Here is an 18,881-nt window from a genome sequence, read left to right as displayed (position 1 = left end):
AATCGTCCGTCAACCGCCCATTTTCGCCATCAGCGCGTCCGAAATCTCGAAATTGGCATAGACGTTCTGAACGTCGTCGTGCTCGTTGAGCAGGTCCATCAGCTTCAACAGCTTCTCGCCGGTCTCGTCGTCGACCGCCACCGTGTTCTGCGGCTTCCAGGTCAGCGCCGCCTTGCGCGGCTCGCCGAACTTGGCCTCGAGGTTCTTGGCGACCTCGCGGAAATTCTCCGGCGAGGCATAGACTTCGTGACCGCCCTCGCCCGAGATCACGTCGTCGGCGCCGGCTTCGATGGCCGCGTCCAGCACCGCATCATCCGAGGCGACGCTGCGGTCATATTCGATGATCCCGACCCGGTCGAACATGAACGACACCGAACCGGTTTCGCCGAGATTGCCGCCGGATTTCGTGAAGTAGGAGCGGATGTCGGAGGCGGCGCGGTTGCGGTTGTCGGTCAGCGCCTCGACGATGACGGCAACACCGCCGGGGCCATAACCCTCGTAGCGGATCTCGTCATAATTGTCGCCCTCGCCGCCGAGCGCCTTCTTGATCGCACGCTCGATATTGTCCTTCGGCATATTCTCGGCGCGGGCGGCGACCACGGCGGCCCGCAGGCGCGGGTTCATCGCCGGATCGGGCGTGCCGAGCTTGGCCGCGACGGTGATTTCGCGCGCCAGCTTGCCGAACAGCTTGGACTTCATCGCATCCTGCCGGCCCTTGCGATGCATGATGTTCTTGAATTGGGAATGGCCGGCCATGCGAGGTCTCTTGGAAGGGTCTGAGGTCAGTGGGGAGCGCGGCCTTATAGGCCGATGACTCGTCAAAATCAAAGATTTGGAGCGGATTCAAGGGGCGGTGCAACCGACGGCATGCAGCTGGCGGCCTTGCACCGTAAGGCGGAATTTAACCATCGCTTCACGCTGAAGTGCAAGGATATCCCCCTATCTGCACCTTTTCACGCGTACCAGGGTACTTCTCCCATGGCGTTTGGTTTCCTTGCACGACGTGCCCCTGCGCCCGAGACAAAGGCGGAGGTCGCCCCGAAGCCGATCGCCATCGTTGAGACGCCGGTCGGAGCGGACGGCGATTCGGCCGGCGCGATTCTGGACCTGCTGGAGCTGGAACTCGGCGGGATGATCCGCCAACTGGAACGCGCCGCGAACGCCGTAGCCAGCGGTGCGGAGGCGACGGCGGGGACACTGACCGACATCCGCCAGCGCGCGGACGCCCTGACCGGCCGCAGCAGCGCTGCCCAGGGGACCGCCGCGACCTTTGCCCAGGCTGCCGAGAAGGTGACCCAGTCCGCCCACGGTATCCGTACACAGGTCCAGGATGCAGGCCAGCTCGCCGACCAGGCCAGCGCCGCCGCACGTGAGGCGCGCGCTAATGTCGACCGGCTGCGCGAATCCTCGGCCGCGATCGGCAATGTCGTCAACCTGATCTCCCAGATCGCCCGCCAGACCACCCTGCTCGCGCTCAACTCGACCATCGAGGCCGCGCGAGCCGGCGACGCCGGCCGCGGCTTTGCAGTGGTCGCCACCGAGGTCAAGGCGCTGGCCATCCAGACCCAGAATGCGACCGAGGAGATCACCCGCAAGATCGAGGCGCTGCAGAAGGACGCCGCCGGCTCCGCCGACGCCGTGCACCGCATCGCCCAGGCGATCGATGCGATCCGTCCGGTGTTCACCAATGTCAACGGCGCGGTGGCCGAGCAGAACCAGACCACTGGCGAGATGTCCAGCAATGCGGCGCAGGCGTCGCAGTTCATTGCCTCGGTTGTGGACAGCGCCGCCGACATCGGCACTGCCACCAAGCAGGCGGAGAGCTATGGCGAAAGCGTCACCAGCGCCGGCCGCGCGGTGAAGACGCACGCGCAGAAGCTGAAAGCGCGTTGTGCGGTGCTGCTGCGCCAGGGCAATCGCGTCGCGCGCAGCGGCAATGAGCGCCTGCCCTGCCATCTCAGCCTCGAGATCAAATCCGGCCCACGCACCCTCAGCGTACCTGTCTATGAGATCTCCAATGACGGCATGCTGATCACCGGACCTGAGGCGGGCCGCCTGCCGGTGAACGAGCGTTTCGACGCCGTGCTGGAGGATGTCGGCCCTTGCCGGCTGCGCGTGACCGAGCAGGTCAGGGCTGGCGCCCAGGCGCGGTTCGATGCGCCGAACGCCGAGCTGCGCGAGAAGATCGAGGACAAGCTCTGGGCGCTGCACGAGGAGAACAACGAATTCGTTGCCCGTGCGATGGAGGCCGGCACCGAGCTGAACCGGATTTTCGAAAACGCCGTCAAGAACGGCGAGATCACCCTCGAGGACATGTTCGATTCGAACTATGTCGAAATCGCCGGCACCAATCCGCAGCAGCACCGCAGCCGAATTCTCGACTGGGCCGACCGCGCTTTGCCGCCATTCCAGGAGGCCTTCCTGGCCAAGGATGCGCGGATGGCATTCTGTGTCGCGATCGACCGCAACGGCTACCTTCCAGTGCATAACAGGATCTACTCGCACCCGCAGCGGCCGGGGGACGTGGCCTTCAACACCGCCAACAGCCGTAACCGCCGCATCTTCAACGACGCGGCCGGCCTCGCCGCCGGCCGCAACCAACGGCCTTATCTGATCCAGAGCTATGCCCGCGACATGGGCAACGGCAACACCGTCATGATGCGCGAAATCGACGTGCCGATCCGCGTCCGCGGCCGGCACTGGGGCGGCTTTCGAACTGCCTACAAACTGTAAATCGAGCCGAGACCTACCGACAGTCCTTTTAAAATCATCAATCCCGGGAGCCTGGAAATGTCCGTCGCGCAACGCGCAATCCTGGAAAGTCACGATGCGCGCTGGGGCGCCGAACGCCTCATCGACGAAATCGCCGACCGCATTGGCGGGCTCGGCGTCGAACTCGCCGATGTCGCCGGCAATGTGCAGGAGGTCGCCAACAGGTTCAGCTACCAGTCGCAGCGGTTCGGCCATCTGCAGACGACCGCCAAGACGATGGTGGCGGCCAATCACGACATCGCCACCGCCTCGCAGGCGGTGCAATCGGCCACGTCGGCGGCGGTCGGCGATATCGCGCAATCGCGCAGCGTCGTCGATGCCGCGGTGCGCCACATCGCCGAGCTGGTCGATTCCGTCGAGCGCATCGAGCATCGGCTCGGTTCGGTCGGCGATGCGCTGTCGCAGGTCGCCAAAGTGTCGGTGGCGATCGAAGCGATCGCCAAGCAGACCAACCTGCTCGCCCTCAATGCCACGATCGAGGCGGCGCGCGCCGGCAGCGCCGGCCGCGGCTTCGCTGTGGTCGCGAGCGAGGTGAAATCGCTCGCCGAGGCGACGCGCCAGGCCACGCAGCAGATCGGCGACACGCTGCGGGGACTCGATGCCCAGGTGAAGAACCTGCTCGGCGAGAGCGGCCAGGCCTCCTCGCGGGCCAAGACCGCGGGCGAAGGCGCCCAGCAGATCGGCGGCATCATCGTCCGCGTCCAGGACGGCTTCACCAGCGTCGGCCAGGAGATCGATGGCGTGGCCAAGGCCGCGACCTCCAACCTCGCGCATTGCGACGCTGTGATCAGCGAGCTCAACGAGCTTGCCAAGGGCGTCGATCAGTCCTCGATCGAGCTCAAGCAGGCCGACGCCCGCATTGCCAAGCTGCTCGACAGTTCCGAGGCGCTGATCGGACTGATCGCCGAGAGCGGCGTCGAGACCGCGGATGCGCCGCTGATCCGTAGCGTCGTCGAGACCGCCCGGCAGATCTCGGAGACGTTCGAGGCGGCAGTCGATCGCGGCGAGATCGCGCTGGCGGACCTGATGGACGAGAACTATCGCGAGATCCCCGGCACCAACCCCAAGCAGTACATGACGCGCTATGTCGAGTTCACCGACCGCGTGCTGCCCGCGATCCAGGACCCAATCCAGGGCAGCGATCCGCGCATCGTGTTCTGCGTCGCCTGGGCTCGCGGCGGCTACCTGCCGACGCACAATCCGAACTATCGCAAGCCGCAAGGCGCCGACCCGGTCTGGAACAACGCCAATTGCCGCAACCGCCGGCTGTTCGACGACCGGGCCGTCAAGAAGGTCGCAGCCGCCAGCAGCAAGCCGTTCCTGCTGCAGACTTACCGCCGCGACATGGGTGGCGGGCAGTTCGTGCTGATGAAGGACCTGTCCGCACCGATCTTCATCAAGGGCCGGCATTGGGGCGCATTCCGGATGGGCTTCCGGCCGACCGTATAGTCCAACTGTCGTCGTGCAGTCATTGGCGCTTCCTATAACTCCGCTGCGATCAGCGGCAGGAGTTGAGACATGAGCGACCGTCCCGAGCTCGATGCACTGCAGAAGGCCTACAAGGACGCGGTCGAGCAATGGATCGCCGCGATCCGTCACGAGGAGGAGCTCGCCTCCGTCAACCACAGCGTCGCCGACATCGACAAATGGGAGCAGGCCCATTTGGACGAGGACGAGCAGCGCAACCGGGTGAAGGATGCCAAGGAGGCCTATGAAGACGCACTGCGCGAGAAGTTCTTCGGCTTCTGAGCAGCGTCCCATCCGTCTCACCCGGCGCAGCTCATCCTGCCCAGAACTCCGGCCTGGCCGGGGACAATCGTCCGCCGATGCGCAACGGCGCGACCTTGACGGCGAGCCCGGTCGCATCATCGGTCTCGACCGCCACACCGCTCAAGGTGGCCTCGCCCATCGCCGGCTCGAACCGCGCCGACGGGATGCCTGACTGGAAGCGGCGCAGCGGCTCGTCCTTCTGCATGCCGATGATGGAGTCGTAATCGCCGGTCATGCCGGCATCGGTCATGTAGGCGGTGCCGCCCGGCAGGATCTGGTGATCGGCGGTGGGCACATGGGTGTGGGTGCCGACCACGAGACTGGCGCGGCCGTCGCAGAAATGGCCAAGCCCCTGCTTCTCGCTCGACGCCTCGCAATGCACGTCGACCACGATCGCGTCCGCCGCCTCGCGCAACGGACAGGCGCTGAGCTCGCGGCCGATCGCCGCGAACGGATCGTCGAACGGCGTCATGAACACGCGCCCGAGCACGTTGACCACCAGTGCGCGGGCACCGTTCTTGGCCTCGACCAGCGCGGCGCCGCGGCCGGGCGTGCCCGGCGGATAGTTCGCGGGCCGTACCAGGCGCGGCGCCCGCTCGATGAACACCAGCGCCTCGCGCTGATCCCAGGAGTGATTGCCGAGCGTGACCGCGTCCGCTCCGGCATCGACCAGTTCCTGATAGATCGCCTCGGTAATGCCGAAACCACCGGCCGCGTTCTCGCCATTGACGATGACGAGATCGAGCGCCCAGTCGCGGATCAGGCCTGGAAGGTGGTCAGAAACGGCGCTGCGGCCGGCCCGGCCGACCACGTCGCCGACAAACAGAATTCGCAATTCATTTGCTCCGGAAATCGAAGGTCTCGCGTTCGGTTAGCACATAATCCAGCGCGGCGTCGTGGGCCAGGGCCGGCACAGCAGCGGTTTCCTGGACGGCGAAACCGAGACCGACGCCGATGACATGATGCGCCTTCCGCAGGTGCGAAAAGGTGTAGTCGTAGTAGCCGCCGCCATAGCCGATGCGGTGGCCGGTGCGATCGAAGGCCGCGAGCGGCACCAGCATGACGTTCGGGATCAGCTCGGCGGCGGCCGGCGACGGTTCGGGGATGCCGAGCGAGCCCATCACCAGCCGATCGTCCGGCGCGAAGGCCCGGAAGGTCAGCGCGTGGCCCCGCGCGGTGATCGCCGGCAGCGCCAGCCGGGCGCCGGCGGCGGCAAGTCTCAGCATCAGGGGGGCCGGATCGAGCTCGCTGCGAATCGCGACATAGCCAGCGACGACGGCGCCCGGCTGCAGCGCGAACGGCAGGCCGCGGGCGGCAATCGTCGCTGCGGCCGCCTTGCGGGCATCCTCGCTCAGCGCATCGCGCGCGGCGAGCGCGGTGGCTCGCAATTGCTGCTTGGACTGCTGTGCGGCCTTCATCGGCATGCGACGTGACCTCCGGGGAGGCCCGCGGACGGCGGGCGATCGAACGTTCTCAGAAACGCTGGGGACCGGCAACCGATGAGGACAGGGAAATGAGGGTAGAGAGATGAGGGTAGAGAGCGAAGCGCGAAGCCGCAATCGCCGTTGAAACGCTCGATCCCGGAGTTCCCTACGAAAGTAGGTGGGCACCATATGTCCAGGTCCACGGACCTGGCCAGGGACAGTTCCCTAAAGGATCGATAAGGCCCCGGGGATATGTTGGTTCCGGACGCGCGTCGCAGCCTCGCACGGCCAATGTAACCATCGCGCGGTGATTTTGCCAGCGGTGGACGTGGATAAGGCAAGACCCGGCGTCCAACTCGCTGTCGTCGCCCGGCTTGCCGCCTTCGCTGAAGCTTCGGCGCGCACGGGGGGCTCATGGCGGCCGCGTCGAAGCCGAAGGCGAAGACGTGACCGGGCGATCCAGTCCTCCGAGACGGCTGTAACGGAGCCGAGTGGCCGCGGCGTACTGGATCGCCCAGCTTCGCGGCGGATGACGATTGTGGGTCGGCGACGGTCGGGCCGATCACGCCAGAGCCGGCGCCCGAGCAGATCATGATGGACATGGCTTCGCCTCCTCGCGGCACTGACCGAGCCCGAGTTGTTGAATTTCAATCCCCCTCTTCGACAGAGGGGACAGGGAAGGCCGGACGTCGGCTGACGCCCATGGCCCGCCTGCGAGAAAAAATGCAGGCGGCAGGTACCACAGGTGCAGCCGGAAACATCCGGCCTTCCCTGCGCGACGGTTTGAACGGCTGCTTCGCGATCTCCCTGGTGCGCCGGGCTTGTTGGCCACCATGGCGACAACGCGCGTGAAGCGCATCATCGCGGGACACCAGCATCGGGGTGTCAGGACCACGCGACTTGACCGTACGTGTCTCGCCGTTCGTCCGCGCAAGTGACTCACGCTGCGGCAATCCACGCCCATCGCATCCCACTGCCAACGATCCGTGACGGCCGCGAAACGTCCCTCATGCGGCAGCAGGACGGCCGGGACTCTCCACCTGATTTGCCCGGCACGACAAGCCGCGCAGCGTGCGACATCGTAACGCGACGGGCAGTTGGCGCATGAGCGACATGCGCTGATTGCCCGTCGTGCAAAGGAGCCGGTGCGAGAAGGCCCGGATCGCACCGAACGCGAGGCGCCGCCATCCATTCGCTGTGGTCGCGGGCAAGCCGCCGCGGGAGCCCTCGCGCGAGGCTGCCATGGGGCAACGCGGCCCAAGCCGCGCATAGTGTCGCCATGATTAGGGCTCAACGATTGCAGCTGTGGTTGTGCCGGATCATGACCACATCCAATGCCCAGTAGCGTACATATCTGTAGCGTCCATTGGAGAGCTGGCATGCGCTTCGATCTCAAGATAGTCACAGCGGCCTGCGCGCTGTTGATCGCATCGGCCGGCGCGAGCCTCAGCGCCGACGTCAAGATTCACCGCGTCGCGATCCAGGTCGATCAGAACGATCCGGCGATCATGAATCTGGCCCTCAACAACGCCAGCAACATCATGGAGACCTTCAAGGAGAAGGGCGAGGAGGTCGAGATCGAGCTCGTCACCTACGGGCCCGGGCTCAACATGCTGCGCGAGGACACTTCGCCGGTGAAGGACCGGCTCAAGCAGATCGCCGAGCTCAGCTTTCCCGCCAAGATCAAGTTCTCCGCCTGCAACATCACCAAGCGCGGCATGGAGAAGCGCGAAGGTCACCCGATCGCCATCGTCGCCGAAGCCAGCCTCGTGCCCTCGGGCGCTGTGAGGCTGATGGAACTTCAAGAGAGTGGTTGGAGCTACTTAAAACCCTAGGTAGCTGTCGCCGCAAATCCGCCAGCTTTATATCACACGTTCACACGACCTTAGATTGAAGCGGCCATATCAGTCTGCTCACTGGGACACGCGGGCAGACGCGATCGGGGATGATCATCATGCGTCGAACGCCCGCTGGTCCAGCGCTGATCGCGCTGGCGCTGACCTCTGCTGTCTTGTTCACTGCCAGGCCCGTGGCGCTGGCTCAGGATCTCATCAGGGATCAGCCTGCGACGCCGCTCTCCCTCAAGCCTGCCCGCACGGCGGAACGGCGGGCTGTCGAGCCTCGGGCCGCGCAGGCGCGTGTGCCCGAGCCACGCAGCGCAGCGGACGAAACCGCGACCAAGACGCGCATGAACCAATGGACCGTCGGCCTCGCCGCGGGCCTGCCCGATGGCGGCTTCGTGCGCTTCGCCAGCGAGATGGCGCGGACGATGGATGACGGCGACAATATGCGCCTGATTCCGATGGTGACGCGCGGCACGACGTCGAACATCGCCGACCTGCTCTATCTGCGCGGCGTCGACGTCGCGATCACCTATGCCGATGCGTTCGACTTCTATGTGCGGCAGGCCGGGCTCGCCAACATCAACGACCGCATCCGCTATGTGCTGCGATTCTTCATCTCCGATGTGCATATCTATGCACGCAATGAGTTCAAGTCGCTGCAGGATCTCAAAGGACAGAAGATTGCGGTCGGCACGCCCGGCGTCGCCGCCGCGCATACCGGCCCGCTGATCTTCCGGCGACTTGGCATCGACATCGAGCCGGTCGCGGTTGGCGGACCGGTCGCGCTGGAGAAGCTGCACAAGGGCGAAATTGCGGCGATGGTCTATGTCGCCTCGAAGCCAGGCGAGGTGTTCAGCAGCATGAAGGCGGCCGACCCGGGTTTTCACTTCGTGCCGATCCCCTACACCAGCCAGTTCTCGGACTTCTATTATCCCACGGCGATCAAGGCGGAGACCTACCCGGCGCTGCTCGCACCCGACGCATCGGTCGAGACGATCGCGGTCCCCTCGGTGCTCGCGGTCTATAATTGGAAGCCGGGCAGCGACCGCGCCGACCGCGTCAACCGTTTCGTCGACACGCTGTTCACCAACCTCGCCCGGCTGCAGCAGCCGCCGTTCCATCCCGGCTGGAAGGACCTCAATCTCGAAGCACAGGTGCCGGGCTGGCAACGCTATCCCTATGTCGAGACCGTGCTGGAGCGCATGAGGAAGGAGGCCGATGTCGGCCTGCCGCCCGCCATCACCGGCAGCCTGTCGCAGCAGGAGCGCTTCGAAGCGTTCCTGGCCTCGCAGGCCAAGGCGCCGACCTCGAAAGCCGACAGGGAGGAGCTGTATCGCTCGTTCCTGGACTGGAGCCGCAAGCGGCCGAAGTGAGGGAAGAGGAACGCGTCAGGACGGACGCGATGCGCTGCAGGCTGTGAGGTCATTGGCCCCCTCACATGACGCCATCGCAACTATGCGGAGCTGCATCGAACGAACGAGACGAGTCATAGCGACTCGGGCAGTCTGCTCCCTCTCCCCGTTCTTACGGGGAGAGGGTCGGGGTGAGGGGCAGCCGCACGAATAGTGTAGCTATCTCCACGACGCGCTGATCGGCGCGGAGCCATCGTGCCCGTCCGATGGATTTCGGATCTGAGCCCCGCATGTGCCATGCCCCTCACCCGGATTGCTGCGCAATCCGACCTCTCCCCGCAAAGAGCGGGGAGAGGTGCACCGCGCCTGCCGCACGAGCGATCGTCAAATGACTTCTCTCAACTCAACAACAGCGCCATGCCCGGATCGCCCTTGGCCATCGCGCGCTGATAGGCCGGACGGGCGCCGATCCGCGCCAGATAGCCGCGGATGTTGGGGAACGGCGCGAGGTCGTAGGGCAGGAAGTAGCGCATCGTGGTCAGCGAGAACACGGTCATGATGTCGGCGGTGGTCAGCGCGTTGCCGGCCAGATAATCCGTCTCGCCGCAGCGCGCCTCGACGGCGGCGAAGGCGCGATCGACGCGCCCGCGCATCGCCAGCAGCATGGGATTGTCCTCGGGCAGATTGAGCCGGTTCAGGATCATCAGCCGCCCCATCGCCGCCTGCAGCGTGCCGTTGGCGAAGTGAAACCAATACAGGAACGGGGCAAAGCCGGGATCGTCGGGACCGGGCCGCAGCCGGCCCTGGCCATATTTCGCAGTGATGTACTCGACGATGGCGCCGGATTCGGCGAGCAGCAGCTCGCCGTCGGTGATGACGGGCGCCGCACCGATCGCGTGCAGCGCTTTGTACTCCGCCGGCGCCAGGATGGTCCTGGCGTCGCGCGTGTAGTGCTTCAACTCATAGGGGATCTCCAGCTCCTCGCAGAGCCAGACGATGCGTTCGGATTGGGATTTGCCGAGGTGATGAACGGTGAGCATGCGCTACCTTACCATCGCGCCATAGACGATGTCCTGCACCTGCTCGCGATAATATTTGCGCAAATCCCCAGGCGCGGCCGTGCCGACGACCACGACGAGGCGCTCCTTGGGATCGCAAAAGAACAGCGTGCCGAAGGCACCGTTCCAGCTGAACTCGCCGGGATTGCCGGGCACGGCCGACAGGCCCTCGCTGACGCGCACGGCCACGCTGAGGCCGAAGCCGAAGCCGGCGCGATGCGGCTCGACATTGGCGACGGTGTTCTTGATCTCCGGTCCCAGATGGTTGGAGGTCATGTGATGCACTGTCTTCGGGCTCAGGATGCGCACACGGTCGAGCTCGCCGCCATTGAGCAGCATCTGGCCGAAGCGGATGTAGTCGCCGATGGTCGCAAACGAACAGGCGCCGCCGCAATCCGACCTGGTCGGCGTGTCCAGGAGCTTGATCGCCTGCGGCTTGCCGGTGAGCGGATCGTTCGGGAACGGCCGCGCCAGCCGCGGCCGCTGCGCCTCGGTCGGCGCGAAGGTGGCATCGACCATGCCGAGCGGCTTCCATAGATTGTTGGAGAGATAGTCGCCGAGCCGCTGCTCTGAGACCTTCTCGACGACGGCGCCGAGCACGTCGATGGAGAAGCCATATTCGAACTGCGTGCCCGGCTGATGCGCCAGCGGCAGCTTGGTGAGGCGCTCGATGAAGGCCTGGGTGTCGCCCTCGATCGCCGGCGCGATGCCGTCCGGATAGAGCCGCGCCACCGGGCTCGCGCTGTCCGGCCGGCCGCCATACATCAGGCCCGAAGTGTGGCGATAGAGATCATGGATCAGGATCGGGCGCCGCTGCGGCTCGAACTGCAGCGCTCCGCCCTCCTGCACCACGCCGACCTTCATGTCCGCGAACGCCGGATAATAATCGGCGAGCTTCGCCTGCAGCGGCAGCCGGCCCTGCTCCATCAAGGTGAGCGCGCCGACCGCCGCCATCGGCTTTGTCATCGAGGCCAGGGCAAAGATCGCATCGAGCGGCATCGGCGTGCCCTTGACCGGATCGAGCTGGCCATAGGCCTTGTAGTGCACCAGCTTGCCATCGCGCGCGATCGCCACCACGGCGCCGGGCACGCGCTTGGCGGCGATCTCGCGGGCGAAGAAAGCGTCCATGCGGTCCAGGCCGGATTGCGAGAAGCCGACCTCGTCGGGCTTGGCTTCGGGCAGAGGTGCGGCAGCGAGCGGCGTGACGATCATGGTGATGGCAATGGCCGCAGCCGCCTTGATCCGCGTCTTCATGAAATCTCCCTGATGCGGGTGACCCCGCTTATGCTTGCGGGACTCGACAGGTCCGCTGACGCAAGCAGTAAGTCAGCTCGCGGAGAACGACAAGCGTTTGCAACACGATCGTATCGCGGCGATGTGATCAGCTTCGCTGCTGCACAATGGCCGCGCGGCCTGACGAATCATCGAGGACGGATGAGATCGCTGCCGCGCGGGATCACGCATGCTGAGGACGATCGGGCACATCCTTCACGCGATCTGGGCTGTCTGCGCGATGGCGGCCGGCACATTCGTCGGTGCCGCCTTAGGTCTTCACTCCGGCGGCTGGATCGGCGCCGTTGTGCTGGGGACCGTCGGCCTCGTCATCGGCGCCGTGGCGGCGGCATTCCCGTTGCAAACCATCGCAACGATCATCGAGGGCCTCTGATCGCATCGCCGGAACCGTTGCGGTTGCGAGATGTTGGCTGACTCACGTTTCGAACAGAGCTTAGCGCCATGACCGCAACCGAACTCGGCGCGCGCTATCGCGCCTACATCGCATGCCTGAACGCGCAGGACTGGCCGCAGGTCGGCAATTTCGTGCCGAGCATGTCGTCCACAACGGGCGGCAGATCGGGCTCGCAGGCTATCACGACATGCTCATAGGCAATTTCGCCGAAATTCCAGACCTTCGCTTCGACATCCGCCTGTTGCTATCAGACCCGCCACATGTCGCGAGCATCCTGAGCTTCGATTGCCGGCCGCGCGGCACGTTTCTCGGCCTCCCCGTCAACGGCCGGCGCGTCGTCTTCGCCGAGCACGTGTTCTACGCATTCCGCGAGGGCAGGATCGCCGAGGTGTGGTCGGTCATCGACAAGGCGGCGATCGAGCCGCAATTGTGAGGCCACGGCGCGAGCGTACCTTCCATCCTGCCACTGATGGATCTGGCTCTGTCATTGATGGCGAGTGCTGCGAAACAATGCTGAGTCTTTGCTCAGCCCTGGATTGCTTCGCTGCGCTCGCAATGACGGAGCAAGTCAATGATGATTGATCAAACTGATCAGTTGTATGTCGTAGCAACCTACCCGATCGCCACGCCGCCGCCGATGGTGCGGTTCAGCACCTGTGTCGTCCGCTCGATGCGCTCTGCCGCCGCATTCAGCGCTTTCGCCACCGCGACCTGCGTCGCGCGGGCGCGGTCGCTGGCCTGGTTGCGGACGTTGCGCAGGCCTTCGAGCTCCTGCTCCAGCATCTGCACGCGCTGATTGGCGTCGATCAGCTCGTCGCACACGGTGAGCGCCGCCATCACGGTGAGCCTAGCGTCACCGATCTCGCCGAACTTGCCGCGTAGATTGGTGATGCGGGATTCGAGGCTCTCGGCGAGCTTCAGCAGCCTGAGCTCCTGGCCCTCCTCGCAGGCCATGCGATATTGGCGGCCGTTGATGGTGACGTTGATGTGGCTCATTCGTCATCCTCATCGTCATGCGCCTTGTCCTGCGCATCGCCGCCATTGAGCACCGCGCGAATGGTGCCGATCGCGCTGTCGAGGCGCTCGGCGATCTCGCGATTGGTGCGCTCGAGCCGGCGCGTTTTCATCAGCGAGCCGTCGAGTTCATCCGCGAGGCGGGAGCGATCGGCGCCCAGCGCCTGAATCCGCGTCGCCAACTCGTCCTCGTCCCGATCAGCCTCCCGCCGCCGCTCGACCGCGCTCTCCAGCGCGTCGAGCGCGGTCATCAGACGCCGCGTCGCCGCCTCGAGATCGGCGGCGCCGGGTTCCACCTGACCGGCAAGATTGGCAGGGTGATCGTTCATGAGGCGGATGCGGGCCTTTCCATCGCCGGGATAGCGACAAAAGCCGCTGTCCGGCAAGCGTTTACGGGCAAAATCTTACGTGCTGGACGAGCCAAGCGCAACGCTCGGCCGAAACTATGCACTACTAAGCAACTTTTGGGCGGCCCGGGACGTTGCATTGCCTTTGATTCCCGGAACCGAGGTGCTAATCAGCCCGCAAATTCCGGGCCCGCCAGCGATACCGGCGGCTCTCTTGTCATCAGCACTTCACGTTTGGACGGATTCCAGCATGACGCAGGTCGATCATTCCCGCATGGCCAACGCCATCCGCGCGCTCGCGATGGATGCCGTCGAGAAGGCGAAATCGGGCCATCCCGGCCTGCCGATGGGCGCCGCCGACGTCGCCACCGTGCTGTTCACCCGCGTGCTGAAATATGATGCTGCAGCGCCCGCCTGGCCGGACCGCGACCGCTTCGTGCTGTCCGCCGGTCACGGCTCGATGCTGCTGTATGCGCTGCTGTATCTCACCGGCAACGAGGAGATGACGCTCGACCAGATCAAGCGCTTCCGCCAGATCGATTCGCTGACCCCCGGCCATCCGGAAAATTTCCGCACCAAGGGCATCGAGACCACCACCGGCCCGCTCGGCCAGGGCGATCTCGACCGCCGTCGGCATGGCGCTGGCCGAGAAGATGCTCCAGGCCGAATATGGCAAGAAGATCGTCGACCATCACACTTACGTGCTGGCCTCCGACGGCGACCTGATGGAGGGCATCTCCCAGGAAGCGATCGCGATGGCCGGGCACTGGAAGCTCAACAAGCTGATCGTGCTGTGGGACGACAACGGCATCTCGATCGACGGCCCGCTGTCGATCGCCGACTCGGTCGACCAGGTGAAGCGCTTCAAGTCGGCCGGCTGGGCCGCCGAGCTGATCGACGGCCATGATCCGGAGGCGATCGCCGCGGCGATTGCCCGGGCGCAGAAGTCCTCCAGGCCGTCGCTGATCGCCTGCAAGACCACGATCGGCTATGGCGCGCCGACCAAGGCCGGCACCTCCAAGGTGCATGGCGAGGCGCTCGGGCCTGAGGAATTGAAGGGCGCCAAGGAGAAGCTCGGCATCTCCCTGGAACCGTTCTCGGTGCCGGACGACGTGCTGGCGGCCTGGCGCGAGGCCGGCCGCCGCGGCGCGCCTGCGCGCGCCGAATGGGAGACCCGGCTTGCCGAGATGGGCCCGCGCAAGCGCGCCGAGTTCGAGCGCCGGCTGCGCCATGAGCGTCCCGCGGCGCTGGCAAAGGCGCTGAAGGACCACAAGAAGGCGCTGCTCGAGACCCCGCTCAACATCGCGACGCGCAAATCGTCGGAGGCCGCGATCGAGGTCATCGCCGCGGCGATGCCGTTCGAGTTCGTCGCGGGCTCTGCCGACCTCACCGGCTCCAACAACAACAAGGCGAAGTCGGCCACCTCATTCTCGGCCAAGACGCCGAAGGGCCGCTTCATCCATTACGGCATCCGCGAGCACGGCATGGCCGCGGCCATGAACGGCATCTTCCTGCATGGCGGCTTCGCGCCGAACGGCGCCACCTTCCTGGTGTTCTCCGACTACGCGCGTGGCGCGATGCGCCTGTCGGCGCTGATGGGCGCCGGCGTCGTCTATGTCCTGACGCACGACTCGATCGGCCTCGGCGAGGACGGCCCGACGCATCAGCCGGTCGAGCATCTGGCGGCGTTGCGCGCGATCCCCAACATGCGCGTGTTCCGCCCGGCCGATGCGGTCGAGACCGCGGAGTGCTGGGAGCTGGCGCTGAACCGCACCAATGGCCCGACCGTGCTGGCGCTGACGCGGCAGAACCTGCCGCAGCTCCGCACCTCGGCGCCGTCGGACAATCCGTGCAGCCATGGCGGCTATGAACTGGTCGCAGCCCAAGGCGAGGCCAAGGTGTCGCTGTTCGCGACCGGCTCCGAGGTCGAGATCGCGGTCGCCGCGCAGAAGCAGCTCGCCGAGCGTGGCATCCCAGCGCGCGTGGTCTCGGTGCCGTCGCTGGAGCTGCTCCTGGAGCAGCCAGAGGAGGCGAAGGCCGCCATCATCGGCAAGGCACCGGTCAAGATCGCGATCGAGGCTGCGGTGCGCTGGGGTTGGGACGCCGTGATCGGCCAGGATGGCATCTTTATCGGCATGCATTCGTTCGGCGAGAGCGGCCCGGCCAAGGAGCTCTACAAGCATTTCGGCATCACCGCCGAGGCCGCCGTGGACGCGGCGGTCAAGCGGCTGGGCTGATCTTTCCGCCTAGCGGCTGCATCGCGGGTCTCGACTCTCAACCCTCATGGTGAGGAGGCGCGCAGCGCCGTCTCGAACCATGAGGCCGAGATTTGAGATCACAGGCCTCGCCCTTCGAGACGCCCGCCTCCGGCGGGCTCCTCAGGGTGAGGAGATGGATTGACTATGACGCGCCAAGACGAGGACAATACGAGAACAGGCGCGGATTGACGCGCTCGCTCGTCTAATCTTTCGGAAACTCCCGCACACCCATGCCTTCAGCCCCCAACGTCACGACCGACACGGCCGATCGCGCGCTGGCCGTGCTGCATTCGGTGTTCGGGCTGCCGGGCTTTCGCGGGGCACAGGAGAAGGTGGTCCGGCATGTCGCCGCGGGCGGCAATTGCCTGGTGCTGATGCCGACCGGCGGCGGCAAGTCGTTGTGCTATCAGCTGCCGTCGCTGCTGCGCAAAGGCTGCGGAATCGTCGTCTCGCCGCTGATTGCCTTGATGCGCGACCAGGTCGCCGGGCTGACCGAGGCGGGCGTCAATGCCGCTGTGCTGAACTCCACGCTGTCGCGCGAGGAGGCCGACGAGGTCGAGCGGCGGCTCATCGTCGGCGATCTCGATTTGCTCTACGTCGCGCCGGAGCGGCTGGTGACGCCGCGCTGCCTGGCGCTGCTGGAGCGTGCCGATATCGCGCTGTTCGCGATCGACGAGGCGCATTGCGTGTCGCAATGGGGGCACGATTTCCGTCCGGAATATATCGGCCTGTCGATCATTGCCGAACGCTTTCCCGACGTGCCGCGCATCGCGCTGACCGCGACCGCCGACGAATTGACGCGCAAGGAAATCGCCGAGCGACTCGGCCTCACCGACGCACCGCAATTCGTCGCGAGCTTCGACCGCCCGAACATCCGTTATGAGATCGTCGACAAGAACAACGGGCCGGCGCAGCTGAAGGCCTTCATCAAGGAGCGCCACCCGGGCGACGCCGGGGTCGTCTACTGCCTGTCGCGCGCCAAGGTCGAGGACACCGCTGCGGCGCTGACCGAGGCCGGCATCACCGCGATCCCCTATCATGCCGGGCTCGAGGCGAGCGTGCGTTCGCGCAACCAGGACCGCTTCATCAACGAGGACGGCATCGTCGTCGTCGCGACCGTCGCCTTCGGCATGGGCATTGACAAGCCTGACGTGCGCTTCGTGGCGCATCTTGATCTGCCGAAGAGCATAGAGGCCTACTACCAGGAGACCGGACGCGCCGGGCGCGACGGCAAGCCGTCGACCGCCTGGATGGCCTACGGCCTGTCCGACATCGTGCAGCAGCGCCGAATGATCGACGAGTCCACCGGCGCCGAGGCGTTCAAGCGGGTATCGATCCGCAAGCTTGACGCGCTGGTGGCGCTGGCCGAGACCGCCGGCTGCCGGCGCCGGCTGCTCCTGAGCTATTTCGGCGAGACGCCGGCGGACGAAAAATGCGGCAATTGCGACAACTGCCTGTCGCCGCCGCAGGTGCGCGACGGCAAAGTGATCGCGCAAAAGTTGCTGTCCTGTGCCTATCGCACCGGGCAACGCTTCGGCGCCATGCATTTGATCGACGTGCTGGTGGGCCGCGCAACCGAACGCGTCAAGCAGTTCGGACATGATCAATTGTCAGTGTTCGGCGTCGGGCGCGAGCTCAATGAGAAACAATGGCGCGCGGCGCTGCGCCAGCTGGTGGCGATGGGCCATCTCGCGCCGGACAGCGAGGCCTATGGCGCGCTGAAGCTGACGGAGAGCGCGCGCGGCGTGTTGAAGGGCGAGACGCCGATCCTGCTGCGCGAGCAGACGGCGAGTACCGGCCGTGCGATCCGCAGTAAATCGCGGCGCGGCGACCTGGTGCAGCGGCCGGCCGCGGCAGGCGATGCCACGCTGCTCGCGCGCCTGCGGGCCTGGCGCTCGGAGATCGCGCGCAAGCGTGGTGTACCAGCCTATGTCGTGCTGCACGACGCAACCATCGATGGCATCGCCAGCGCCCGGCCGGCCACACTCGGGCAGCTTCGCGACATCCCCGGGATTGGCGACAAGAAGCTTGAACATTACGGCGACGAGCTGCTGGCGCTGATCACGGCGGCAGGCGCCTCGGGATCAGGATCGCCATCAGACAGTTGAGATTGGCGCAAAAACGGGCTACCAAGGGCTCATATCGTCCGCTCCCGTCCGGCAGAACCGGTCGGCATTAGTTCCAAAACCCTCGTGGCGCCCTTCCGAAAAGGTCGCAGACGGGGACGAGAAACGTCATTGAAGGAGACGAACATGGCAGTCCGGGTCGGGATCAACGGGTTTGGCCGCATTGGCCGTAACGTTCTGCGCGCCATCGCGGAGTCGGGTCGCAAGGACATCGAGGTGGTCGGCATCAACGATCTCGGCCCGGTCGAGACCAATGCCCATCTGCTGCGCTTCGACAGCGTGCATGGCCGCTTCCCCCACACCGTGACCGTCGACGGCGACAGCATCGATATCGGCCGCGGCAAGATCAAGGTGACCGCCGAGCGCGATCCGTCGAAGCTGCCGTGGAAGGATCTCGGCGTCGACATCGCGCTGGAATGCACCGGCATCTTCACCTCCAAGGACAAGGCCTCCGCGCATCTGACCGCCGGCGCCAAGCGCGTGCTGGTCTCGGCTCCGGCCGACGGCGCCGACGCGACCATCGTCTACGGCGTCAACCACGCGACGCTGACCAAGGATCATCTGGTCGTCTCCAACGGCTCCTGCACCACCAACTGCCTGGCGCCGATCGCCAAGGTGCTGAACGATCTGGTGGGCATCGAGACCGGCTTCATGACCACGATCCACGCCTACACCGGCGACCAGCCGACGCTCGACACCATGCACAAGGATCTCTATCGCGGCCGCGCGGCGGCGATGTCGATGATCCCGACCTCGACCGGCGCTGCCAAGGCGATCGGCCTCGTGCTCCCCGAGCTGAAGGGCAAGCTCGACGGCGTCGCGATCCGCGTGCCGACGCCGAACGTCTCGGTCGTCGACCTCAAGATCGTCGCCAAGCGCAACACCGACCCGAAGGAGATCAACGAGGCGATGAAGCGCGCCAGCGAGCAGGAGCTGAAGGGCATCCTCGGCTACACCACGGCGCCGAACGTCTCGATCGACTTCAACCACGATCCGCACTCCTCGACGTTCCACCAGGACCAGACCAAGGTCATGAACGGCAACCTCGTGCGCGTGATGTCCTGGTACGACAATGAGTGGGGCTTCTCCAACCGCATGGCCGACACCGCCGTCGCAATCGGCAAGCTGCTGTAACCCACATACACCGTCATGCCCGGCCTTGTGCCGGGCATCCACATCTTGCTCGCAAGGCAACTAAGCCGTGGATGGTCGGGTCAAGCCCGGCCATG

15 protein-coding genes, 1 other RNA gene and 2 pseudogenes are annotated in these 18,881 nt (G+C 65.6%); 10 read left to right on the top strand and 8 right to left on the bottom strand.

Annotated elements, in window-relative coordinates; all coding sequences use genetic code 11:
- Positions 1-9: 9 nt before the first annotated feature.
- Complete coding sequence (locus ACVIJ6_RS15625; RefSeq protein ID WP_456773421.1) at positions 10-756, bottom strand: YebC/PmpR family DNA-binding transcriptional regulator; 747 nt, start codon at positions 754-756, stop codon at positions 10-12.
- A gap of 222 nt (positions 757-978) precedes the next feature.
- On the opposite strand from ACVIJ6_RS15625, the gene ACVIJ6_RS15620 reads away from it, so the two are divergent.
- The 3 genes from ACVIJ6_RS15620 (at position 979) to ACVIJ6_RS15610 (ending at position 4,521) form a co-directional block, all read left to right on the top strand.
- Entirely contained in the window at positions 979-2,733 is a 1,755-nt protein-coding gene (locus tag ACVIJ6_RS15620) for a methyl-accepting chemotaxis protein (RefSeq protein WP_456773420.1), read from the top strand.
- 57 nt (positions 2,734-2,790) lie between these two features.
- On the top strand, positions 2,791-4,221 hold the full coding sequence (locus ACVIJ6_RS15615) for a methyl-accepting chemotaxis protein (RefSeq protein ID WP_456773419.1): 1,431 nt from the start codon (positions 2,791-2,793) through the stop codon (positions 4,219-4,221).
- Positions 4,222-4,290: 69 nt separating this feature from the next.
- The gene (locus ACVIJ6_RS15610; RefSeq protein ID WP_456773418.1) at positions 4,291-4,521 is read left to right on the top strand and encodes a hypothetical protein; all 231 of its coding nucleotides are present in this window, start codon (positions 4,291-4,293) and stop codon (positions 4,519-4,521) included.
- A gap of 31 nt (positions 4,522-4,552) precedes the next feature.
- Here ACVIJ6_RS15610 and ACVIJ6_RS15605 read toward each other — a convergent pair whose 3' ends face one another.
- The 3 genes from ACVIJ6_RS15605 to ssrS all read right to left on the bottom strand — a co-directional run bounded on the left by ACVIJ6_RS15605 (position 4,553) and on the right by ssrS (position 6,250).
- Positions 4,553-5,377, bottom strand: a complete 825-nt coding sequence (locus tag ACVIJ6_RS15605) for a TIGR00282 family metallophosphoesterase (protein WP_456773417.1) — start codon at positions 5,375-5,377, stop codon at positions 4,553-4,555.
- 1 nt (position 5,378) lies between these two features.
- Positions 5,379-5,960: a 5-formyltetrahydrofolate cyclo-ligase gene (locus ACVIJ6_RS15600; protein ID WP_456776995.1), complete on the bottom strand. Its 582-nt coding sequence runs from the start codon at positions 5,958-5,960 to the stop codon at positions 5,379-5,381.
- A gap of 128 nt (positions 5,961-6,088) precedes the next feature.
- Positions 6,089-6,250: non-coding RNA, 6S RNA (gene ssrS, locus ACVIJ6_RS15595), on the bottom strand.
- Between the two features lie 1,095 nt (positions 6,251-7,345).
- On the opposite strand from ssrS, the gene ACVIJ6_RS15590 reads away from it, so the two are divergent.
- A complete protein-coding gene (locus tag ACVIJ6_RS15590) occupies positions 7,346-7,801 on the top strand; it encodes a DsrE family protein (protein WP_456773416.1) in 456 nt (151 codons plus the stop codon).
- Between the two features lie 119 nt (positions 7,802-7,920).
- On the top strand, positions 7,921-9,183 hold the full coding sequence (locus ACVIJ6_RS15585; RefSeq protein WP_456773415.1) for a TAXI family TRAP transporter solute-binding subunit: 1,263 nt from the start codon (positions 7,921-7,923) through the stop codon (positions 9,181-9,183).
- Positions 9,184-9,560: 377 nt separating this feature from the next.
- On the opposite strand, the gene ACVIJ6_RS15580 is transcribed toward ACVIJ6_RS15585, so the two are convergent.
- Positions 9,561-10,202, bottom strand: coding sequence for a glutathione S-transferase family protein (locus tag ACVIJ6_RS15580; RefSeq protein ID WP_456773414.1), 642 nt, complete (start codon positions 10,200-10,202; stop codon positions 9,561-9,563).
- Positions 10,203-10,205: 3 nt separating this feature from the next.
- Positions 10,206-11,474, bottom strand: coding sequence for a serine hydrolase domain-containing protein (locus ACVIJ6_RS15575; protein WP_456773413.1), 1,269 nt, complete (start codon positions 11,472-11,474; stop codon positions 10,206-10,208).
- 208 nt (positions 11,475-11,682) lie between these two features.
- Here ACVIJ6_RS15575 and ACVIJ6_RS15570 point away from each other — a divergent pair, with 208 nt between their 5' ends.
- Positions 11,683-11,886, top strand: a complete 204-nt coding sequence (locus ACVIJ6_RS15570; protein ID WP_456773412.1) for a hypothetical protein — start codon at positions 11,683-11,685, stop codon at positions 11,884-11,886.
- Positions 11,887-11,954: 68 nt separating this feature from the next.
- Positions 11,955-12,340, top strand: a pseudogene (locus ACVIJ6_RS15565) (ester cyclase).
- A 179-nt stretch (positions 12,341-12,519) separates the two neighbouring features.
- Here the strand turns inward: ACVIJ6_RS15565 and ACVIJ6_RS15560 are convergent.
- Positions 12,520-12,903 carry a cell division protein ZapA gene (locus ACVIJ6_RS15560; RefSeq protein WP_315804786.1) on the bottom strand — a complete coding sequence of 128 codons (384 nt, stop codon included), beginning with the start codon at positions 12,901-12,903 and terminating at the stop codon, positions 12,520-12,522.
- Complete coding sequence (locus ACVIJ6_RS15555) at positions 12,900-13,250, bottom strand: DUF4164 domain-containing protein (RefSeq protein WP_456773411.1); 351 nt, start codon at positions 13,248-13,250, stop codon at positions 12,900-12,902. Before ACVIJ6_RS15555 ends, ACVIJ6_RS15560 begins: the two co-directional genes overlap by 4 nt.
- 268 nt (positions 13,251-13,518) lie before the next feature.
- Here ACVIJ6_RS15555 and tkt point away from each other — a divergent pair.
- The 3 genes and pseudogenes from tkt (at position 13,519) to gap (ending at position 18,786) form a co-directional block, all read left to right on the top strand.
- Positions 13,519-15,505 (top strand): annotated as a pseudogene (gene tkt, locus ACVIJ6_RS15550) (transketolase).
- A gap of 251 nt (positions 15,506-15,756) precedes the next feature.
- Positions 15,757-17,634, top strand: coding sequence for a DNA helicase RecQ (gene recQ, locus ACVIJ6_RS15545; protein WP_456773410.1), 1,878 nt, complete (start codon positions 15,757-15,759; stop codon positions 17,632-17,634).
- A 144-nt stretch (positions 17,635-17,778) separates the two neighbouring features.
- On the top strand, positions 17,779-18,786 hold the full coding sequence (gene gap, locus ACVIJ6_RS15540; protein ID WP_456773409.1) for a type I glyceraldehyde-3-phosphate dehydrogenase: 1,008 nt from the start codon (positions 17,779-17,781) through the stop codon (positions 18,784-18,786).
- Positions 18,787-18,881: the final 95 nt, after the last annotated feature.

It is taken from the genome of Bradyrhizobium sp. USDA 4369 (assembly GCF_054056435.1).
The sequence above is the reverse complement of the archived record's forward strand: the minus strand, read 5'-3'. Positions and strand labels throughout refer to the sequence as shown.